We start from the raw sequence: 17,686 nt of genomic DNA, 5'->3' as shown, positions 1-17,686 counted from the left end.
AAACGGCCTCCCTGCAGTAACAACAGTGGACATTTTCCCGTTTTGAGTATAACATAGTGTTAGAGTGTTTCTGAAAAAGCTGCTTACAGACACGCTCCAGTACTCCAGACGATCAGAAGAGCACAAGGCATTTCTGAGAGTGCTTCAGAATTATAAAGGAGGATGACCTATGAAAGTGAGGAAAATTTACGCATCAGTACTGATCCTGTCCCTTGTATTCCTGGCGGGCTGCTCGAAAACTCCCGTTCCGGAGGAAGAGACGCTGCATCTGATCCAGGAAAATGCCGCCTCCCTTCCCGGAGATGAGCGCGCGGACCTGTGGCAGGATGAACACAATACCTTCGACAGCTACAGACTGCCAGATGGAACCAGCCTTCTGACCATTTATAAGACCGTTGGACCGGCCAACTGCTATGTGGCCGGAACGGTTAGCTACAATGATTTAAATGAATCTGCGCGGAGGGGAATAGACGATTACTACGAGAAACAGGGACTGCTCTACGACACTGAGGCAGAGCTTCAGAAGGCCTACAGGGATTACCAGACCTGCCGGGAGAACGGGACTGAGTATCAGGAACGCCATGTACGTCAGGAGATCATGCCCTCCGCGTCCAATGATACAGCCGTAAGCTTTATCACAACGGTCACGCTCCCGGTAAACGGCCAGGAGGCTAAAGAGCTTCGGCTCGGGGCCGTGTTCAATCGGGAGACAGGGGCCGTATTCAGCAACTGGGATTTATTCAGCCTGTCGGAGGAGGCGGTCCGGCAATGGCTATTAGATGCCTCTGGCACGGGCAGTCCGGCACTGCGTAAAGAGATGGAGGCAGCTCTGCGGCCAGAGTATATCCTTCTTTTCCCTGAACACCTGGAGATTTCCTATCCACAGGGAACGCTCCCCAGCCAGAAATACAGCTACAGCATCGGTCTGGACTATGATGCAGAGCTTCTGTCAGTGCTCCAGCCATGGGCAGTGCCGGCTGGAAGGGAGACGGGGGACTCACCGCAATAAAAATCAGTATTGGAATAAAAAACCAGTATGGGAAATCAGCCGTTATATATTATAATCGCTGATTTCCCATATCTATGCATATCCGTGTCCCTGGAACTCAGGAAGGATGAACAGCTGCTTGAGTTTACATAATGTTTCAAAATGGCAGATGCGGATGGCACCGATATGCTTACCGTCTAAACAGATAAAATAGTAATCGGAAAAAGGATCCTTCAGCCGCTGAAGTGTGCGGTCATTCGTCTCCGCGCCGGGACTGGTAGCGTAATCCTGGTATTTCTCCAGAAGCGGACGGAAGGAAGCAGTCTGCAGTTCCTCCTTACATCATCATTCCAAAATCATATATTTTATAATTTTTATCCAGGGCTTTTTTACCCACCAGGAAATTCCTGCCGCATTCTCCAGAGTTCCACTGCGGTGCACGCGACTCTGCCTTATCATTCCATTTCTGATAGAATTCCACATGAATGACTGCATAATCCTTCAGGTTCTCCTGGCGCGCCCGAATTTCGGCGTCTGGATAGGAAAATGCCTCGTTGTCCCCGGTGTACTGTTCACGTTCCAGGGTTGTGATGGAGCGTATAATATAGGTTTCTATGGATTCGCCCTTTAAGAACGCTCCCTTCTCATTCTCCAGCGTGATCCTGTCAAGTTCCGTATTGGGAAGAAGTTTCTTCATTTCTTTAAAATCTCCCGTTATCTGGTTAAGGAAGTAACGGGCTACGGTGATCTCGGCGGCGGTTTTGGGCCGGTCTTCGTATCGGATGCTGCGGGTTCCGATGGTCGTATCTGCGGGAACCGGATAGCGGCGCGGCACCAACAGACAGAATGACGCCAGTAATGCCGCGGCTCCCAGGACAGATGCGGTCCATACTGCTTTCTTATTCATAGACTCTCCTCCTTATAATGGATGATTCTACCATCGAAGCGGAAAAAAGACTTTAAGGATTTATGAAAATTCTGTTACGATTCCCATAGGAACTACAAAAATGCCCGACTGCTTTTTGGAGATGGCAGCCATTGGAAGCTGTTATAATATAACTGTGCGAATGGAACGGAAAACAGTAATACGAAGGGAGGATTGATTTCCTTATGGTACAGAATTACGTTATGGCAAAGGAGGCCAAAGAGGCGCTGAATCTGCTGGCCGGATATGAGGGGCGCGGAAGGATCATAGCGGGCGGAACCGATCTGGTACTGGATTTACAGAGTGGAAAGTATCAGGCGGACTGCCTCGTGGATATCACGGGAATTCCAGGGCTGGCTGAGACGAAGCTGTGCGGTCAGGTTCTGGAAGTCGGCGCGGCAGTTACCCATAATCAGGCGGCAGAGAGTCCATTGATCAGACGGTACGCGCACGCGCTGGCAAAGGCGTCTCATTCGGTTGGCTCCAATCAGATTCGAAACTGCAGCACCATCGGCGGCAATATCGTGAACGGCCAGCCGGCGGCGGACAGTGCGGTGGCTCTGGCGGCTCTGGGGGCATCGGTAGAGGTGATGTATGGGGACGGAGCCGAGCTGCTGACCATGGACCGTCTTTATGCCGGATTTGGAAAGAGCACGGTTGACAGCACGAAGAGTCTCGTCACGAAGATTCTCGTTCCGGCAGCGGGGCCCGGCGAGGGAAGCGGCTACGCCAGACTGGAACAGAGGAAGGCTCTGGCCCTCCCCATGGTTTGTGTGGCGGCATTTCTCGGAATAAGGAACGGCGTGGTGGAACGGTGCCGCATAGCCATGGCCCCGGTCGGCGTGGGGCCGGTGCGGGCGACGGAGGCGGAATGCTTTTTAATGGGAAAAGCGGCGGCAAAGGAAGTATTTTCAGAGGCAGGAAGGTTTGCGCTAAATAACGCGAATCCCAGGGACAGCCTGATCCGCGGTTCGAAGCGCTACAGGGAGGAAGTACTCCCGGTGATGGTGGAACGGGCTTTATCGGAGGCATGTATTGATGCCGAAGGCAGGGACAAGGAGGTGGAGCAGAGATGAAGCTGTCCTTTATATTAAATGATGTTCCGGTTACCGTGGAAATTGAACCGGCTGACTTACTGGCGGATGTTCTGCGGGACCGGCTGGGACTTACCGGAACGAAGAAAGGATGCGGGCAGGGCGAATGCGGGGCATGTACCGTGATATTGGATGGAAAAGCAGTCAATTCCTGTATGGTTCCGGCTGCCCGTGTGGAAGGCAGCCGCGTTGTTACTATAGAAGGTTTGAAGACAGCGGGAAAACCCCATCCTATCCAGCAGGCCTTTATTGACGCGGGAGCCATTCAGTGCGGTTTCTGCACGCCTGGGATGATCTTGTCGGCCAAGGCGCTGCTCGATGAGAAGCAGCATCCGACGAAAGAAGAGATCAGGACAGCTCTGGCCGGTAATATTTGCCGCTGTACCGGATATGTGAAGATAGAACAGGCCGTGGAGCTTGCGGCCTGCGCGTTGGCCCTTACAGAAGGAGGTGAAGCGGATGAAGGCGGAAGGTGAAGTAGGAAAACCGTTGCCAAGAATTGACGCCCTGGAAAAAGCGACTGGAGTTGCTGCATTTACTACAGATTTAAAGCTTCCCGGAATGCTGCACGCTAAGGTGCTTCGAAGCCCGTATCCACATGCCAGAATCGTGTCCATCGATACGGCGGAAGCGGAAAAACTGCCTGGAGTACGTGCCGTAGCTACATATAAAAATACAACGGAGTGTCGTTTTAACAGCTCCTGCAGCGAAGCAAACCCGCCTGCAGTCCCGGTGGAAGATGAGCAAATCTTTAATCGGGAGCTGCGCTATGTGGGAGACGAGGTGGCGGCCGTCGCCGCGGACACGGAGGAGACGGCAAAGCAGGCCCTGGAACTGATCCGGGTGGAATACGAGGAGCTGCCTGCGGTCTTTGATCCGCTGCAGGCCATGAACCCGGAGGCGCCTCCCATTCATCCCTGCTTTATTGGAAACAATATTGCTGGTATGGCCAAGCTCCCCATGGGAGATTTGGACAAAGGTTTTGAAGAGAGCGATGTGATACTGGAAGAACAGTTTAAACTCCCTGTTGTAAAGCACTGTCAGCTGGAGACTCAGGCCGCGGTAGCAGACTACTCTGCATCGGGACATCTAACGGTGTGGTCCACGACCCAGAGTCCCCATCCGCTGAAGAATCTTCTGGCAAAGATGTTTGGAATTCCGGCCAGCCGGGTGCGTGTGCTGAATCCTCCCTATATCGGAGGTGCGTTCGGTTCTCATGTGGGAATGAGCGGCAAGGCGGAACCCGTTGCCGCTGCGTTGTCGATGCTTGCGGGTAAGCCGGTGCGTTTTGTCTATGACAGAAAAGAGGATTTTATCGCTTCGACCACCAGGCATTCCGGATATATAACGGTAAAGCTGGGGGCGAAGAGAGACGGAAGCTTCCAGGCACTGTATCTGAAAGCCGTTTTAAACACAGGAGCCTATGCCAGTGCAGGTCCAGACGTGACGGCGGTTCTGGGCGTGACCAATATAAGCATTTACCAGATTCCCAATGTCTGTTACGACGGTCTCTGCGTCTATACCAATACAACCACGGCAGGGGCCATGAGAGGCTTCGGCAATCCACAGGGAAACTTTGCGGTAGAGTCCACGGTCGATATAATGGCTGAGCGGCTGGGTATGGATCCGCTGGAACTCCGGCTTAAAAATGTCATGACCCCTTACGCTCCCTGGCTTCCGCCGTATCCCTGCGCCACATGCGGTTTGGCAGAGTGTATGGAAAAAGGGGCGGAAAAGATCGGATGGATTGATCGAGACAGTTGCAATAAGAACAAGAACAATAAAAAAGTGCGGGGCATCGGAATGGCAGCGGGAACTCATCTGAGCAATTCCTGGCCTTTTGCAGTGGAGTTTGACAATGCATACCTGGCGGTGATGGAGGATGGTTCCGCCAATTTAGCGGTTGGCGTTCCCGATATGGGACAGGGAATTGCCACCACGCTGTCGCAGGTAGCAGCCTCATCACTGGGGGTTCCTATGGATCAGGTGAGTATCGTTTTTGGCGATACGGCCAGCACTCCCTACGACATCGGCAGTCATGCCAGCAGGACGCTCTATTCGGCAGGAACTGCTGTGGAGGCCGCGGGGAGGGATGCAAAGCAGAAGATTTTGGAATTTGCTGCGGAGCAGCTGAAGGCGGAGCCGGAAACTCTGACATTGGAAAATGGGATGATTTCTGTAAGGGGGGAACCCTGCATGACAATCGGGGAGGCGGCCCATCTGATTCACCGGGCCAACCGGCAGATTATTGGAATAGGCCAGACCGTGCCGTTTAACGCACCTCCATGGCATGCCCATTTTGCCGAGGTAGAGGTGGATTTAGAGACTGGACAGATCGAAGTTCTTCATCTGTCGGCGGCTCACGATGTGGGCCGGGCCATTAATCCGGATATCGTGGAAGGTCAGATTCACGGTTCTGTGCTGCAGGGAATCGGCTATGCCTTAAGCGAGCAGATTGTTTACGACAAAAAGGGAAGGCAGGCTCAGGACAGCTTTCATAAGTATTATCTTCCAACTATGCTGGAGACACCGGATATCGATGTGATTCTTGTGGAGACCAACGAACCAAGCGGGCCGTTTGGGGCGAAGGGTGTCGGGGAATGCGGCCTGGTGCCCACTGCCGCAGCCATCGCCAATGCGGTTTACCATGCGACGGGAATACGGTTCCATGAGATTCCCATAACAGAAGAAAAGATGTTAGATGCAATAAAAAAGAATGAAAAGGAGTAAATTGCTATGAAAAAAATGTTTCCAAAGCTGTTTGAACCGGGGCAGATCGGAACCCTGAGAGTGAAGAACCGTCTGGTTAAAGCGCCTCAGACGACGGGACTCAGCAACAAGGATGGCACGGTAACTCAGAGACTGGTCGATCATTACACCCATCTGGCCGACGGCGGCGCCGGCCTGGTAATCGTGGAGTATGCATATATTGATGACATAGCCAGCAAGTCATGCCATTGTCAGGTTGGAATCAGCAGCCATGAGCATATTGCCGGTCTGGGATGGCTGGCGGACAGTATTAAGAACCACGGTGCAAAAGCGGGAATCCAGATCGAACACTGCGGACGCCAGAGGTTCCTGGGACCGCCTATGAAATCCGCTTCTCCGGTTCCGTGGCCCATGCTTTATGACCAGTTCCATGCGATTCCGGAAGAATTGACCATCGATGAAATCCAGATTCTTATCGAGGCGTTTGGAGACGCGGCGAAACGAGCTGTGGACGCCGGTTTTGATCTGGTGGAAATTCATGCAGCTCACGGTTATTTAATTACCAATTTCCTTTCTCCTTTTACGAATAAAAGAGGCGACTGGTACGGCGGATCGAGAGAAAACCGTTTCCGTTTCCTGGGGCAGGTGGTGGAGAACTGCCGGAAGAAGGTGGGACCTGATTTTCCTTTGACCGTCCGCTTATCGGGTACGGATTATGAGCCGGATGGAATGACCATCGAAGATACCATTTACTATGCGAAAGAGCTGGAGAGACTGGGAATCGACGCTTTCCATATTTCTGGAGGGGATCATCATACCATGATCCATCAGGTAAGCCCGATGGCAATGCCTGTCTGCTACAATGTATGGGCGGCCGAGGCAGTAAAAAAAGAAGTGCATGTTCCTGTCATGGCCTCCGGTTCCATTACGCTTCCCCAGTACGCGGAGGATATTCTGGAGCAGGGGAAGGCAGATTTCATCACACTGGGACGGCCGCTGTGGGCGGACAATGACTGGGTAAAGAAGGCGATGGAAGACCATCCCGAGGATATACGGCCATGTATCCGCTGTAATGAAGGCTGCCTGCAGAGAAGTTCCTTCCTGGGCCGTACCGTCATGTGTGCGGTAAATCCGGTTCTGGGCTTCGAAGAAGATTTGGCGATTAAACTGGCGGAAACAAAGAAAAAAGTCGTTATTGCAGGAGGCGGCCCCGCAGGAATGGAGGCGGCCCGCGTCTTAAAACTGAAAGGTCATGACGTCACCATCTATGAGAAGAGGAAACTGGGAGGCTATCTCCATGAGGCTTCTGCACCTGAATTTAAGGAAGACATCCGGCATCTGATTGACTATCAGATTCACCAGATCGAGAAACTGGAGATTCCGGTTATCTGTGAGGAACTGACGCCTGAGATGGCGAAGGCAGGGGGATACGATGTGGTGATCTCGGCGGTTGGCGCAGAACCGGTGATTCCGGCGGTTCCCGGAATCGATGGGGGAAATGTGATCAATGCACTTACTATTCTGGACAGTCATCCGGAAATCGGCAAAAAGGTTGTGGTCGTAGGCGGCGGAATGATCGGTACGGAGACGGCTGTGGATCTTGCTGAAAAGGGCCATGAAGTGACGATTGTGGAGATGAAGGATGCGATCATGGCCGACTGCGCCGTGACCGATATTATCGCCTATTTTGAAAAGATCGGAAGAAACCGGATCGCGGTCATTCCGGGGATGCGGGTGACGGAGATCACAGAACAGGGCGTGTGCGGAGTGAATGACAGGACTGGGCGCAGAACGGAGCTTCCGGCGGACAGCATTGTGATTGCAGTAGGCTTAAAACCGCGCCACGCATTCTACGATACGCTTGCGGGAGAGCCCGATCTGGAGGTCTATGAAATAGGAGACTGTACGAAGGCTGGCAAGATTCTGGACGCGTTCCATACTGCATATAAAACGGCAGTGCGCATCTGAGAAAATAAAAATTGATTGCAGGAGGTGGTAACCTGTAAGGGTGGTCTGTGGGTTCTGTTCCGGAGAGCGTTTTCCGAAACAGGACCCATTTCCACGAAGAAAGAACGGAGGAGAAAGAACCTTTTGTTTTGGAAGCGCGGAGGTTGACTCTTTGTCCCCGGAGCGCTATGCTTAGGATAATACGATTGCGCAATGGAGCGTGATGGGATATCTGTGACAGCGGAAGGGGGACTGCTTATGGAAAGGGAGTCGATTACCTGTTTTCAGTACAGACTGCGTAACCTGGCGTGTGATGGGGACATATTGGAGCTTCTGAAGGCGCTGAATGAGCGCTGCGGCGGCCAGTGGGTCTACAGCGTTCGTCAGGATTATGAGGTCTATCCGGACACGCCTGAGCTGAGCGAAGCGTTTTTCTATCCGGAGTGGTGGAAGCGCGGGCCGGTGAAGGCGGCCTTTCCGGGGATTCAGGAATTCAGTTGGGAGGAAGGAGGGAGTTTTCATTTTATACACAGCTCCATGACTCTGGGCGGAGAGGTGCGCCATTTGCTTCAGATACGGGGAGAAGAGGCGTTTACGGAGGAGGACCATGTACTGCTTGACTACGCCTGCCTTCTTTTATGGTATACGCAGGATCTGCCAGCGGCATCTGAGGGCATCAGCGCTATTATGAGGCAGTCCTATGAAGGCAAACGGCCGGTGACAATCCCAGACGGGATATTTCCGGAAGACGGATACGGAATCGTGGTGCTGGAACAGGGAGACAAGGGTATTTTAAAGCAGCAGGGGTATCTGGGATACCGGCTTCACCGCAGCTTTCGAAAGAGCCTGCGCTACTGTTTCCTGGACGAGATCCATCTGCTGCTGTTTGTCTCCACGGACAATGTCATGAAGGTGACGGAGCAGCTGGAAGGGATAATCGGGATTGGCGATGACGATATGATAATGGGGATCAGCGGCAGGTACCGTGCATCTGAGATGGACCAGGCCCTCGGGGAAGCGCGTCATGCCGCAGAAGTAGGAAACCTGACCGATACGGACAGGCGCGTGTTCTTTCACAGTGAGCTGGGGATTTTTCGGATATTGGAGTATCCGAAGCCGGGAAGTCCGGTAAACCGGATCCTGGAACAGATGACGGACAAGCTGATGGAATACCCGAAAGAGAAGCGGGATGCGCTGTCGGATACCATGTGCTGCTTTGTGCAGAACCATTTTAATTACCAGAAGACGGCGGACGCCATGTACGCCCACGTCAACACCATCCGTTACCGGATCAGCCTGATGGAGAATTTGTGGGGCTGTGACCTGCAGAGAGAGGAGGACCGCCTGCTGTTCGAGGTAGTCAGCCGCCTGCTTCCTCTCTGGATGAAGGAAACCGGATATGAGTGACCGGGGCACCGGGAATACCGCTGCAAAAGCATTGTTCTGTTTTTGCAGCGGTATTTTTGATGTCTGAAAGTGATTATTTTAACCATGTAAACGGCGCTTATACGATGAAGAACACCAACTATACCGTGCGGGGCTGGAGGTGCCAGAATATCACACCTTCCGTGTAGAGGCGGAAAGATTCAGTCAGGCCACGACGGACTGACCTTCTATTATACGGAAGTCCGACCGACAAGAATTTTGTGCTGTCCGTCGATGTAACGGCAGAGCACATGGGACCAGAAAACGGCAAAGCGCCGAACCTTCAGGAGGGCGCGGGACTGATGGTGCATGATATCAACGGACCTGCCAGAAAAGATCCCCTGGACGCGGGACTCAGTATCGGATTTCAACGCCTGAAAAGAAGCAGTGGTCGATGGGGACAAATACGACACCGTCCTACAGGTGGAGATCACCTTAAAGAGAACCTAAGGGAAAGCGTTCCGCGTGCTGCGCTGCCATTGCGGAATCCTGAAAGAAACGATTACGCCGATTCCAGATCCAATCTGTAGCTTATGGATTACAGGGCACCTGGAAGCAGGATGCCCGCCGCTGGTGGTTCCAGAAGAAGAGCGGCGGCCGGGTGGTGTGATATCGCCGGACAGTGGTATTACTTCAATGAAGAAAGGCTATCTGGTGACCGGATGGAGCAATGCTCACAGGCTGATTATTCACCGTTTTTTTTTCTGTAAAAGCCGTTTTTTTGTCTCTTCTCCTCTGCCTTTCCCCAATAAAGGTATTTAACACCATAAAACCGCGCATAATGTGACCAGATAGAAAATGGAGGTCTGGCATGAAAAAAATGTACAAGGAATTGTTTTTGTTTAAATGGGCGCTTTTGCTGCTGATCCTGACCGTGATTGGTTCCGTGGCCGCGAATCTAGCGCTGCCCATGTATCTTTCCGAGGTGATCAACACTGCAATCCCGGCGGGAGATAAAGTCCGGATCGTGTCCATCGGGGGAACCATGCTGCTGTTTGTACTGCTTGGGGTCCTGTGCAGCGTGGGAACCGGCTTTTTTGCGTCCCTGGCATCGGTTGGATTTGGAAGAAATGTGAGGAGCCGGATATTCCGAAAGGTGCAGTATTATTCCCAGACGGAATTTGACGGATTCTCCACCTCATCCCTGATTACCAGAACGAATAATGATGTCGTCCAGGTTCAGACCTTTATGAACATGCTTCTGAAGGTCTGTCTGATGGCGCCTATTATGTGTATCGGCGGAGTGGTGCTGGCCCTGGCCAAGAGCGTAACCATGTCGATGATCCTGATCGTGTCCCTTCCGGTCATGATCGCATTTGTCCTGATCATTGCCCGGCTGGCCTCCCCGCTGTCCCGGAAAATGCAGGAAAAGCTGGATGAGATCAATCTGGTCACCAGGGAGAAGCTGACGGGAATCCGTGTGGCCAGAGCCTTTGGAACAGAGCAGTTTGAGGAAGAGCGGTTTCGCCGGGTTAATGACGAGTTCATGGTCAATACCGTCCGCATGAACAGCGTCATGGGGATCATGATTCCCGGGCTGAGCCTGATTCTGTATGCAACCATGGTTGCCTTAATTGCCTTTGGCGGCTACCAGATCATAAATGTTCATACGGCGATCCCTATTGGCGATATCATTGCCGTCATCCAGTACGTGATGCAGATTATGATGTCGGTGATGATGCTGTCCATGATATTTGTCATGTATCCCAGGGCGGCCGTATCCGCAGGAAGAATCAATGAAGTGCTGGACACGGTCCCTGTCGTGGCAGACTGTGACGGAGCGGTGACAGAGACGGGGATAAAGGGATACGTTTCCTTCCGGGATGTGACATTTACCTTTCCCAACGCGGAGGCGCCGGCGCTTGAGCACATATCCTTTGATTCTTCTCCGGGGGAAGTTACGGCCGTCATCGGCTCCACGGGAAGCGGCAAATCCACCCTTGTCAACTTAATTCCCAGGTTTTACGACGTACAGGAGGGAGAGATTCTGGTAGATGGGGTAAATGTGAAGGAGATGAGCCTGGAAACTCTCCGGGGAAAGATCGGACTGGTGCCCCAAAAGGCGTTTCTCTTCCGGGGCACCATTGCTGAAAATGTGGGATATGGTCAGGAAGAGCCGAACCAGGCAAATGTGGAGCACGCCGTGATGACTGCGCAGTCCTATGATTTTGTGACTGCCAAGGAGGGCGGCTTTGACGCGCCCATATCCCAGGGCGGAGCCAATGTATCGGGAGGCCAGCGTCAGCGTCTCGCCATCGCAAGGGCGATTGCCAGAAAACCGGAAATCTATATTTTTGACGACAGCTTTTCCGCGCTGGATTATAAGACAGACGCGGCGCTGAGAAAGGCCCTGCTGTCAGAAGCGAAGGAGGCCACCGTGATTCTGGTGGCGCAGAGAGTCAGCACCATTAAAAATGCGGACAGAATCCTGGTGCTGGAAGATGGCCGCTGTGTTGGCCAGGGCAGGCACGAGGAACTGATGAAGAGCTGTGAGGTATACCGGGAGATCGTGTATTCCCAGCTTACCCAGGAGGAGGCAGAGAAAGATGAAGTCTAGTACCCACAATCAAAAAGCGGATTCCGGCACCGTTTTCCGGCGTCTGCTCCGGTTTATGGGCCCCTATCGCAAAGGCCTGACGGTCTCCGTAATCTGCATCATCCTCTCATCCCTCTTCAACAGCTTCGGGCCGTTCGTGCTGGGGCGGGCGACGGATGCGCTGGCTGGGCTTGTGACAGGCGGGGAGCCGGTTTACAGCGAGATACGCAGATTCATCACCATTCTGATTCTGTTGGCCTCTATTTATATTTTGTATGCATTTTTCAAGTATATCAGCACGGTTATCCTTGTCCGGGTCTCCCAGAAAACAATCCGTGACTTGAGGAATGATATCGACCGGAAGTTTCAGAAGCTTCCCCTGAACTACTTTGATACGAACTCCTACGGGGATGTGCTCAGCCGCATCACCAACGATGTGGACACCATCTCCAACAGCCTCCAGCAGAGTCTGGAGCAGATCGTGACGGCGGTGACCTCCGTCATCTTCATTCTGGCCATGATGCTCTATATCAGCCCCATGCTGACGCTGATCGGTATCGTGACCGTCCCCCTCGCGCTCGTGTTTTCCATGAAGATAGCAGGGGCCTCGCAGAAGTACTTTAAGACCCAGCAGGAGACGCTGGGGGAGATGAATGGATATGTGGAGGAAATGTATACGGGCCATACCATTGTCAGCGCCTACGGTACGGAGGAAGAGACCATCGACGAGTTTTCAGAAACCAACAGAACCCTGTATGACAGCGGATGGAAGTCCCAGTTTATGTCCAGCACCATGATGCCGGTTACCCAGGGGATGGCGAATCTGGGGTACGTGTTCGTCGTGATCGTGGGCGGCTCCTTCGTCATCGACAACCGGATGACCATCGGTATGATTCAGTCCTTTATCCAGTATTTAAGACAGTTTTCACAGCCTATCAACCAGACGGTGCAGATCGCCAACATCCTTCAGTCCACTGCGGCGGCAGCGGCTAGGGTATTCGAGTTCATCGATGAGAAGGAGGAGAGTCCGGATCCGGAACATCCTGTGGTCCCGGAGCCTGTGGATGGTTCAGTGGAATTCAACCATGTAAAATTTGGGTATCTGCCGTACCACACCCTGATGCACGATGTGAGCCTGGAAGTGAAGCCAGGAAGCAAGGTGGCTATCGTCGGTCCCACCGGTGCAGGAAAAACCACCCTGATCAATCTGCTGCTGCGCTTCTATGATGTGAACGACGGTGAAATCCGCGTAAGCGGCATAAATATCAGGGAGATGACGCGGAAAGACCTCCGGGCCGTATTCGGCCTGGTTCTTCAGGATACGTGGCTGTTTACCGGCAGCATCATGGAAAATATCCGTTACGGAAGACTGGGGGCAGGAGATGAAGAGGTGATGGAAGCGGCCAGGGCGGCCAGAGCAGACTCCTTTATTCACACCTTGCCGGGCGGGTATCATTTCAGGCTGCAGGAGGGGGCGACGAATCTGGCCCAGGGGGAGCGGCAGCTTCTGACCATTGCCAGGGCCATCCTCTCGGACAGCCCGATCATGATTCTCGATGAGGCGACCAGCTCCGTCGATACGCGTACAGAGGTCCTGATTCAGGAGGCCATGGCGGTTCTCATGAGGGGCCGCACCAGCTTCGTGATTGCCCACAGACTCTCCACCATCAAGGACGCGGACATGATACTGTATATGGAGGGCGGAGATATCAGGGAGGTGGGAAACCACAGGGAGCTGATGGTCCGGGATGGGCTTTATGCAAAGCTGTATAACAGCCAGTTTGCCAAGGAAAACGGCTGAGGAATACGGCTAAGGAAAACCGGATAAGGAAGCATGACTGCTTCCTTATATCCGTGTGGAAAAGATATGGTTATTCTCCTCGATCCAGTCCGACGCCTTTTCAAACTGGATCACGCCTTCATAGTGTTCTCCATAAATCGGTTTTTCCATTGTGCTGGAGCCGTAGCACGGTGCTTCTAAATCCAGCTTCAGCGCATTGATGACTGTATTGCCGCGGACGATGACATTCCGGCAGGAGGACAGGAACATGGCCTGTCTCGGACAGTCGATAAAGGAATTCTGTTCGATCAGGATATTCTGGAAGACTGGTTCCTCCGTCCGGCCTCCCGGGAGATAGACTCCCATATAAAGCACGGCCATCTGCCAGGCGTTTAAGTCACAGCGGCGGATGACATTGCCGCGGATAATCAGGTTTCTGACGCCATGGCCCTCGCTCCACCGGGATTCACATCCGGTTTCGATCTGGATGGCCGCGCCCTGAATATTTTCAAAGACGTTGTTGATTAGCATGCCGTTCGATCCCTGAAGCAGGACGCCCCGCGCCCGGTTGTTGGTGAAGCGGCAGCCGCGTATGATATAGTTCTGCGTGGAGAAGCGTTTGTTCCATAGGACGGTATCCGTGGAAAGCCCCTCGGGAAGGGCGTCCGCAAAGGTAAGGCGGCAGGTTTTCGTCTCGGGCGAGTACTGCACGGCGGTGAGCAGGGAGGAGAAGCCGGTGGGGGACAGATCCGGATTCCGAAGCTCTACCGGGTAGCCGGTCTCAAACAGGACCGATTCCTTCGTGACCCTCCTGGCCAGCAGGGTATGGGAATCGAGAAGCTGGATTCCCATGGAGGAATTATCGTGAATGTTGATGCAGTCGTCTCCGGCATAGCCGAAATCGCAGTCTTCAATGATGAAGCTTCCCTGTGAGTTGCAGACATGGAGGCAGTCCGTAGCCGTCGATACACTACGGGAGGTACCCGGACGGACCGTGACGCGGCAGCCCTTTAAATGGAGCCCGTGGATATCGCCGTTGCCTACGAAGCCGCTTCCCGGCGAGGAGTAGATCACGACGTTGTCCAGCGTGCAGTCCCGGGTATCCTGGATGGGGATGGTCAGGATGTCATACTCATAATGGCGGAAGTTAAAGCAGTTTCCAACGTGGAAATGCCTCCTCGTAAAGTCCGGGTCTGAGGTATAAAAACGCAGCCTGTTGGCGGCAGTCTTTTCCTGCCTGGGAAGGAAGACATTGGACAGCTCACGAACCAGCTCCTGCATCTGCGCATCGGTCTTTTCATCGCCGCTTTTCTTCACATGTTCATTCTGATAGGGCCGGAATTCCATGCCGCCCGGACAGCCAGGCGTATAGCGGCATGGATCGAAGGGGCCGACGATGGAAAATGTCATATCCTCTGCAATCTCCTCGTAAGCCGGAAAGACACATTCGATATAACTGCCGTCCTCCGCCGCTTCAGAGACGACGCCCACGCTGGAGAGCGGGGCCTTCTCCCAGTTCCAGTCCAGAATCAGATCGCGAACCAGAATGCGGCTGGAGCGGCAAATGGATAAGTAGGAACTCAGTGATTCGAAGATCAGTTCGCTGCCCTGGCCATCCAGCGTGAAGTTTTCCATGTCGTCAAGGATGAGATGCGCGTTCTGACTGCACTCTTTAAAGCGGTAAACGCCTTTTGGAATAATCAGTTTTTCTGCCTTTTCCCTCCGGCAGTACATAAGCGCCTGGTTAAAGGCCTCCGTGTTGCAGAAATTGCTGTCCGCCCTCGCGCCAAAGTCGGTGACCGTGACGCTGCGGCCTTCGGACGGCAGTTCAATCCGAAGAGCTGCCAGTTCCTGTTCCAATTGTTTAAATACAGAGATATCTGTCTGATTCATATGCCTTGTTCCTTTCAAATCGTCATTATTGTTTATCCTTTTACACCAGATGCCATAATACTTTGTTTTAACTGTTTGGAGAAGAGAATCGACAGCAGGATGACAGGGGTGATCGTGACCACCGCCAGCCCCATCAGGGCATTCTGCTTCGTCCCGGAATTGTTGGATATATTATACAGGGCCACGTTCAGCGTCCACAGCTTCTGATCCTCCGTGACCAGCCAGGCCCAGAAGAAGTCATTCCAGTTGCCGATAAAGGTCTGCAGGGCAATCAGGGAGATAATGGGCTTGGACAGCGGCATGCAGATGGCCTTATAGAGGTAAAATGGGCTGGCGCCGTCTAAGGAAGCCGCCTCGAAGTAGCTGCCTGGAATCTGGTCAAAGAAGCCCTTGTATAGATAGACGTAAAAACCAAAGGGATACAAAAATGGCAGCAGAAGCGCGGCATAATTGTTGTAGGCCCCCATTTTCTGATACATAATTAACTGCGGAAGCATGATGCTGGCAAAGGGAATCATCATGCCGCCCATGAAGAACAGGAGTACCAGGTTTCCGGCCTTCCTGGAAAGCATGCGGCTGATGACGAAGGCTGATACCGAACATAGAATGACCTGGGACACCATTGCGAAGCCGATGACAAGGATGCTGTTCATGACAAAGGTCAGAAAACCGAACCTGGCGATGACCTCATTCTTCGGGTAGATGTATGCGGGCATTTGTAAGTAATATTTAAAACTTTCCAGATTAAGCAGATGCTTCGTTTTATTTCCCACGGTTGTGAGACTGCCGCTTAAGGGGTACTTCTCAGCCAGGACTTCCGTGACTTTTGTCTGAAATGTGTGGGCCATACCGGAGCCGGCTGGCGCTGTTCGGGATAAGCCGTTTACGTCAAATTCATAGCCGAAGGAATCGCAGGCCCTGGTATAGCGGTCTCCATGGATCAGCACTTCCTTTTTCACCGCGGAATGGGCGTAGATACCATAGTCTTTTTCCAGCTGCAGCTTCATCTGATGCGCCCTGGAGTAAAACAGCGTCTTGCCGTCTCTGACCCCGTATACGGAGATCTCCATGATGGAATCATCGGAAAGCTTGTAATTGATGCCGAACATTGCCAGAACATTGTCCTGCATCATGGTGTCCTTCATCTGTTCTTCGTCTGCAAACTCCATGCCGGAGTAGTCGATGACGAGGGCGAGGCTGTTGGCCTTCTCCGGAAGCAGCTTCGGGGGAACTTCATAGATCTTTGCATTGTCCTTCATGGCGCTGGATACCGCGAAAATCAGCGGATAAAGCATCAAAGCGGCAAAGAGGAGGGATACCGCGACGGCGCAGATTTTCAGCCTGCGTTCGGCGGCCCCGTATTTGATTTTCGTCTTTTTCGTCGTTGTGTTCTTTTTCATTCTGTCTGGCTCCTCCTATTCCTTCTCTGATTTTTCAAAATGCATCTGCATGATGGTCAGGGCCGCGATGACGAGCAGAAGAATCACCGATGCGGCCGAACCGCGCCCGTAGTTCAAGTCCTGGTTAAACGCATTATAGATGAAGATGCCCTGTGTGGTGGAAGCGCCGCTGGGCCCTCCGGAAGCATACATGTAAGGTGCGTCCAGCAGCTGCATGGTAGTGATAACGCTCATAATCAACTGAATAAAGATCATAAAAGAGATGTTCGGCAGTATGATATGGATGATTCGGCCAAATCCGGTACAGCCATCGAGAGATGCCGATTCCATAATATCGGTGGAAATCCCCTGAATGGCCGAGAGATACAGGAGCACCGTCAGCCCGCCCCCTAAGATTCCGGGGAAAATGATACAGAACTTTACGAGATTGGGATCGCTTAACCATGTCTGGGGCTGGCCGCCGAAGAATTTGAGAATCTGGTTGGCGACGCCGTAATCGGGATGCCAGATCCATCTCCAGATAATGACATTTACCGATGTGGGAATCAGCGCCGGAAGTATGTACAGGGTGGTCAGGCTTTTCTGAAGCTTTGTCAGCTCATTGAGGAAAAGCGCCTGGATCAGGGGGATAAAAAAGCACATGGCCAGCTGCAGCAGCAGAAAGATAAACGTATTTTTCCACGCTTCCCAATAATAAGGCATCTTAAACATGCTGACGTAGTTGGACAAGCCCACAAAAGTACCCGGTGATTGGATAGGATCGTATTGAAACAGGGAAATATAAAAGGCGCTGAGGATCGGGTAATATTTTAACCAGACCGTAAAAATCATGGGCAGAGCCAGGATACACCAGGGTGTTATCTTTTTTCTGAAAGAGTAGCTGCCGAAACTTGCTGAAAATAGATGTCTCTTCATACAAAAACCTCCGATTTCTTTCTATATAAATACTGGTTTAATTATAAAAGCAATCGTTTTTATTTATAATGGAT

14 protein-coding genes and 1 pseudogene are annotated in these 17,686 nt (G+C 52.5%); 10 read left to right on the top strand and 5 right to left on the bottom strand.

The features are described 5' to 3' along the window. Positions 1 to 169 precede the first annotated feature (169 nt). Complete coding sequence (locus H8S75_RS14890; protein ID WP_187022310.1) at positions 170 to 1,009, top strand: hypothetical protein; 840 nt, start codon at positions 170 to 172, stop codon at positions 1,007 to 1,009. Positions 1,010 to 1,081: 72 nt separating this feature from the next. Here the strand turns inward: H8S75_RS14890 and H8S75_RS33360 are convergent, their stop codons facing one another. Together H8S75_RS33360 and H8S75_RS14885 are read right to left on the bottom strand one after the other, a co-directional pair. Beyond that, a complete protein-coding gene (locus tag H8S75_RS33360) occupies positions 1,082 to 1,291 on the bottom strand; it encodes a GNAT family N-acetyltransferase (RefSeq protein WP_349768936.1) in 210 nt (69 codons plus the stop codon). Between the two features lie 34 nt (positions 1,292 to 1,325). Continuing rightward, positions 1,326 to 1,895: a hypothetical protein gene (locus H8S75_RS14885; RefSeq protein WP_187022309.1), complete on the bottom strand. Its 570-nt coding sequence runs from the start codon at positions 1,893 to 1,895 to the stop codon at positions 1,326 to 1,328. A 203-nt stretch (positions 1,896 to 2,098) separates the two neighbouring features. Here H8S75_RS14885 and H8S75_RS14880 point away from each other — a divergent pair, with 203 nt between their 5' ends. From H8S75_RS14880 to H8S75_RS14845, 9 genes and pseudogenes are all read left to right on the top strand, one after another. Next, complete coding sequence (locus H8S75_RS14880; RefSeq protein ID WP_187022308.1) at positions 2,099 to 2,989, top strand: FAD binding domain-containing protein; 891 nt, start codon at positions 2,099 to 2,101, stop codon at positions 2,987 to 2,989. Next, positions 2,986 to 3,483, top strand: a complete 498-nt coding sequence (locus H8S75_RS14875; protein WP_187022307.1) for a (2Fe-2S)-binding protein — start codon at positions 2,986 to 2,988, stop codon at positions 3,481 to 3,483. Before H8S75_RS14880 ends, H8S75_RS14875 begins: the two co-directional genes overlap by 4 nt. Further along, positions 3,467 to 5,737: a xanthine dehydrogenase family protein molybdopterin-binding subunit gene (locus H8S75_RS14870; RefSeq protein WP_187022306.1), complete on the top strand. Its 2,271-nt coding sequence runs from the start codon at positions 3,467 to 3,469 to the stop codon at positions 5,735 to 5,737. The genes H8S75_RS14875 and H8S75_RS14870 overlap by 17 nt, the downstream gene beginning before the upstream one ends. Positions 5,738 to 5,743: 6 nt before the next feature. Next, on the top strand, positions 5,744 to 7,684 hold the full coding sequence (locus H8S75_RS14865) for an FAD-dependent oxidoreductase (RefSeq protein WP_187022305.1): 1,941 nt from the start codon (positions 5,744 to 5,746) through the stop codon (positions 7,682 to 7,684). 237 nt (positions 7,685 to 7,921) lie between these two features. Beyond that, positions 7,922 to 9,070: a PucR family transcriptional regulator gene (locus tag H8S75_RS14860; RefSeq protein WP_187022304.1), complete on the top strand. Its 1,149-nt coding sequence runs from the start codon at positions 7,922 to 7,924 to the stop codon at positions 9,068 to 9,070. A 120-nt stretch (positions 9,071 to 9,190) separates the two neighbouring features. Then, positions 9,191 to 9,618 (top strand): annotated as a pseudogene (locus tag H8S75_RS33735) (hypothetical protein). A 43-nt stretch (positions 9,619 to 9,661) separates the two neighbouring features. Next, on the top strand, positions 9,662 to 9,850 hold the full coding sequence (locus H8S75_RS14855) for a hypothetical protein (RefSeq protein ID WP_187022303.1): 189 nt from the start codon (positions 9,662 to 9,664) through the stop codon (positions 9,848 to 9,850). A gap of 49 nt (positions 9,851 to 9,899) precedes the next feature. Continuing rightward, complete coding sequence (locus H8S75_RS14850) at positions 9,900 to 11,645, top strand: ABC transporter ATP-binding protein (protein ID WP_187022302.1); 1,746 nt, start codon at positions 9,900 to 9,902, stop codon at positions 11,643 to 11,645. Then, positions 11,635 to 13,425, top strand: coding sequence for an ABC transporter ATP-binding protein (locus H8S75_RS14845; RefSeq protein ID WP_187022301.1), 1,791 nt, complete (start codon positions 11,635 to 11,637; stop codon positions 13,423 to 13,425). The genes H8S75_RS14850 and H8S75_RS14845 overlap by 11 nt, the downstream gene beginning before the upstream one ends. Before the next feature lie 45 nt (positions 13,426 to 13,470). Here H8S75_RS14845 and H8S75_RS14840 read toward each other — a convergent pair whose 3' ends face one another. Genes H8S75_RS14840 through H8S75_RS14830 form a run of 3 tightly spaced genes read right to left on the bottom strand, consistent with a single transcriptional unit; the run spans position 13,471 to position 17,612 of the window. Next, positions 13,471 to 15,297, bottom strand: coding sequence for a right-handed parallel beta-helix repeat-containing protein (locus H8S75_RS14840; RefSeq protein WP_187022300.1), 1,827 nt, complete (start codon positions 15,295 to 15,297; stop codon positions 13,471 to 13,473). Between the two features lie 32 nt (positions 15,298 to 15,329). Next, positions 15,330 to 16,697 (bottom strand): carbohydrate ABC transporter permease, encoded by a 1,368-nt coding sequence (locus H8S75_RS14835; protein ID WP_187022299.1) that lies wholly within the window; start codon positions 16,695 to 16,697, stop codon positions 15,330 to 15,332. 15 nt (positions 16,698 to 16,712) lie between these two features. Further along, positions 16,713 to 17,612: a carbohydrate ABC transporter permease gene (locus tag H8S75_RS14830; protein ID WP_117621366.1), complete on the bottom strand. Its 900-nt coding sequence runs from the start codon at positions 17,610 to 17,612 to the stop codon at positions 16,713 to 16,715. Positions 17,613 to 17,686 lie beyond the last annotated feature (74 nt).

It is taken from the genome of Hungatella hominis (assembly GCF_014288005.1).
Taxonomy (GTDB): Bacteria; Bacillota; Clostridia; order Lachnospirales; family Lachnospiraceae; genus Hungatella; species Hungatella effluvii.
This window is presented reverse-complemented; position numbering and strand designations above follow the sequence as displayed.

What these genes read in the sequence shown, in the direction of transcription:
- H8S75_RS14890 (WP_187022310.1), top strand. Translation starts at nt 170, where the DNA reads ATGAAAGTGAGGAAAATTTACGCATCAGTACTGATCCTGTCCCTTGTA.
- H8S75_RS14885 (WP_187022309.1), bottom strand. Translation starts at nt 1,895, where the DNA reads ATGAATAAGAAAGCAGTATGGACCGCATCTGTCCTGGGAGCCGCGGCA.
- H8S75_RS14880 (WP_187022308.1), top strand. Translation starts at nt 2,099, where the DNA reads ATGGTACAGAATTACGTTATGGCAAAGGAGGCCAAAGAGGCGCTGAAT.
- H8S75_RS14875 (WP_187022307.1), top strand. Translation starts at nt 2,986, where the DNA reads ATGAAGCTGTCCTTTATATTAAATGATGTTCCGGTTACCGTGGAAATT.
- H8S75_RS14870 (WP_187022306.1), top strand. Translation starts at nt 3,467, where the DNA reads ATGAAGGCGGAAGGTGAAGTAGGAAAACCGTTGCCAAGAATTGACGCC.
- H8S75_RS14865 (WP_187022305.1), top strand. Translation starts at nt 5,744, where the DNA reads ATGAAAAAAATGTTTCCAAAGCTGTTTGAACCGGGGCAGATCGGAACC.
- H8S75_RS14860 (WP_187022304.1), top strand. Translation starts at nt 7,922, where the DNA reads ATGGAAAGGGAGTCGATTACCTGTTTTCAGTACAGACTGCGTAACCTG.
- H8S75_RS14850 (WP_187022302.1), top strand. Translation starts at nt 9,900, where the DNA reads ATGAAAAAAATGTACAAGGAATTGTTTTTGTTTAAATGGGCGCTTTTG.
- H8S75_RS14845 (WP_187022301.1), top strand. Translation starts at nt 11,635, where the DNA reads ATGAAGTCTAGTACCCACAATCAAAAAGCGGATTCCGGCACCGTTTTC.
- H8S75_RS14840 (WP_187022300.1), bottom strand. Translation starts at nt 15,297, where the DNA reads ATGAATCAGACAGATATCTCTGTATTTAAACAATTGGAACAGGAACTG.
- H8S75_RS14835 (WP_187022299.1), bottom strand. Translation starts at nt 16,697, where the DNA reads ATGAAAAAGAACACAACGACGAAAAAGACGAAAATCAAATACGGGGCC.
- H8S75_RS14830 (WP_117621366.1), bottom strand. Translation starts at nt 17,612, where the DNA reads ATGAAGAGACATCTATTTTCAGCAAGTTTCGGCAGCTACTCTTTCAGA.